Source organism: Nocardioides sp. CPCC 206348, from assembly GCF_048654705.1.
Classification (GTDB): domain Bacteria; phylum Actinomycetota; class Actinomycetes; order Propionibacteriales; family Nocardioidaceae; genus Nocardioides.
In genome coordinates this window covers 62637-64958 of record NZ_JBMCZA010000065.1, presented here as the reverse complement: position 1 = coordinate 64958, position 2322 = coordinate 62637, and the positions used below count along the sequence as shown (strand labels likewise).

Below are 2322 nucleotides of genomic sequence, written 5' to 3'. Positions count from 1 at the left end.
CCAAGAAGGAGGGCTTCGACGATTAGAACCAATCCCGGTTTCGCCTCGTTCGACGCGAGGATTGCGGCGACCACGACGACTACGACCATCCCGATTGCGACCGCCGTGTAGATCGCATCGAATCCGGACAGTCGCGTGTTGGCCCGCTCAGTCTGTTCGATGTGAACTGAACTGAGAGAGTCGTCAACGGGTGTATCCCCGATGAGCATCAAGAGCTTGACTCCGAGCGTGGTACGCAGCAACGCGACGCAGCCAAGGAGTACGAACATGGCGACGGCGGCCGGCCCGTGGATGTGCTCAGCGAGCCAGGTTCGATCTTTGACGAAGGCGACGAGTCCGCCTATCACTAGGGCAGGAGCAAGACCCTGAAGGGCCCACTTGACGTAGCCGCTCACATTCCATCCGCTCCCGACGAGCTTGGAGGGCAACACCGTGCCGACCGCCCAGGCAGTTAGCGCAGTGGCCAGGAGCGCTCCGACCGCATACTCGTTGAGTCGCGCTACGTCGGGATCGTAGGCGCCCAGTGATTCGCCCGAGCCGTCCTTGGGCCAGCATGCTGCGCCGGCCACCAGCAGGCCCAGACCGCCGGCGACATTGAGGAGTACCTGCTCGGTTAGGGTGTCGCCGCGGACCACGACCAGAAGACATGCGCCGGCAGCAAGTCCGAGGACAAAGATGGTTCGCGCGTCGGTGTACCACGAGTCGGAAATCGAGGGAGGCGCCGAGCCTTCGAACGCCAGGACCGAAAGCGGCGCCAGCAGTACTAGCGCGGCGGAGAAGATCAGCCCGATGCGGAGCGCGAAGTATGTCGACTTGAATTCACGCGAGTCGTAGCTCTCGATCGCCATGACAAGCTCCTTTGGCCGATTCCGAACACTGAGCCTAGGACTGGGCGCGCGGTCTCGTCTTCAGAACCTCTATACGCGGGAGTGTCGTCCGAACACGCTTACCAGCACCACACAGGCGACGATCGGGTATGCGACGAACTTCGAGAGGGCGACGAGATAGAGCAAAACAGCCATGTGCTCGGTCACGTCATTGCCGAGCAGGAATGCGATGAGGCCGTTCTCGATCAGATCCAGCGACGCGGGAATGACGGGGAGCCACCAGCGACCGGACGCGAGGGACACGATCGTCGCGGTGACCGCGAGGAAGGCGAGCACGAAGACGGAGTCGATCGCGAGGCCTACGCGAACCGCCTCGAATCCGCCCGCCGCGGCGACCTCGACCACGAAACGCTCCGGGCTCCCCGCCAGCACGATATGCGGCTGTCGCTGAAGCCCTTCGCTGAACTGGGCGGCTAGGCCCAGATAGAGCCAAGGCATCAGCAGGAGCAGAGCCTTTGCGCAGGAGCGAAACGAGGACTCTGACACACACACATTGTTTCGTGGCAGACCGAACGCGCAACCCGTCGACTGGATCTCGCTGCGCGGAGGGTGTGCAGTCAGCCAGGGGACGTGCCGCAGCAATCCGCCGCGTAAGGATCCCGAAAGTTTGGGGGTCAGGATTGCGGCCTGAGGGTATCGGGGCGCTGGGACGTACCTGTTGACAACGAAAACGCATTCGTTCCTTCGTCCGCGAACTGTCTGCGTCGCTGCAGGCCGCGGCTATTCACCCGTCCGATCGCCAAAGTCCTCATTGGGCCTTCGGACGAAGGTGAATCGCCGCAGGTCAGAGCCCGGTCCTCGGCCCACGCCCCATCGTTTCCCCGCGCCGTTCGTCGTTTCCCCGCACCGACTTCGCGGGCCCGTGGTCGTGGCCGTGGTCGGCCTGTGCACGACCGATCTTGAGGAGGAGAACGTCTCGAGGAGCCCTCTGGTCATGAGCGCGACGCAGCCGATGACCAGGGCCGCCCACGCCACCCGTGGGCATACAACTTGGCCTCGACTCACGGGACCGTCACTGGTTTGGGGGCTGACGCGACCGCCCACCGGCCCTTGTCCATCAATCGCAGCGGGTGTGACGAGGTAGGAGCCGGGTTCGGTGTAGGTGTGGGTGGCAACCGCGGTGCGGGACGCGAGACGTTGACGTGCTTCAGATCGAACTGCGCGTCCGACCAGTGCGAGCCGAGCGGCACAGACGCGCCGCAGATTAGTAGAGCGATTCGTCGGCGAGGCCCCGGACGATGAGCGGGCCGAGGATAGGGAGGGACTGGCAATCCTTATCGCGATGTACGTCTAACACCAAGGTCTCGTCCCCGACGTACACTTGGATGATTCCCGACTCCGAGTCCCAGCTGAAGTCGGGTACAGCGTCCGGCGGCGGCTGCCACCCCGATGCAAGTAGCTCGCTGCACTTGGTGACTTCTCTCCCGCTCGGGGA

At 63.7% G+C, this 2322-nt stretch carries 3 protein-coding genes; all 3 read right to left on the bottom strand.

Annotated features, from left to right (window positions below; translation table 11 throughout):
* A partial coding sequence (locus ACOADB_RS02730; protein WP_378596379.1) for a hypothetical protein occupies positions 1 to 848 on the bottom strand: 848 nt, incomplete at its 3' end.
* 69 nt (positions 849 to 917) lie between these two features.
* A complete protein-coding gene (locus tag ACOADB_RS02725) occupies positions 918 to 1325 on the bottom strand; it encodes a hypothetical protein (protein ID WP_378596378.1) in 408 nt (135 codons plus the stop codon).
* Positions 1326 to 2091: 766 nt separating this feature from the next.
* Positions 2092 to 2322, bottom strand: a 231-nt coding sequence (locus ACOADB_RS02720; RefSeq protein ID WP_378596377.1) for a hypothetical protein, incomplete at its 5' end; no start/stop codon positions are given.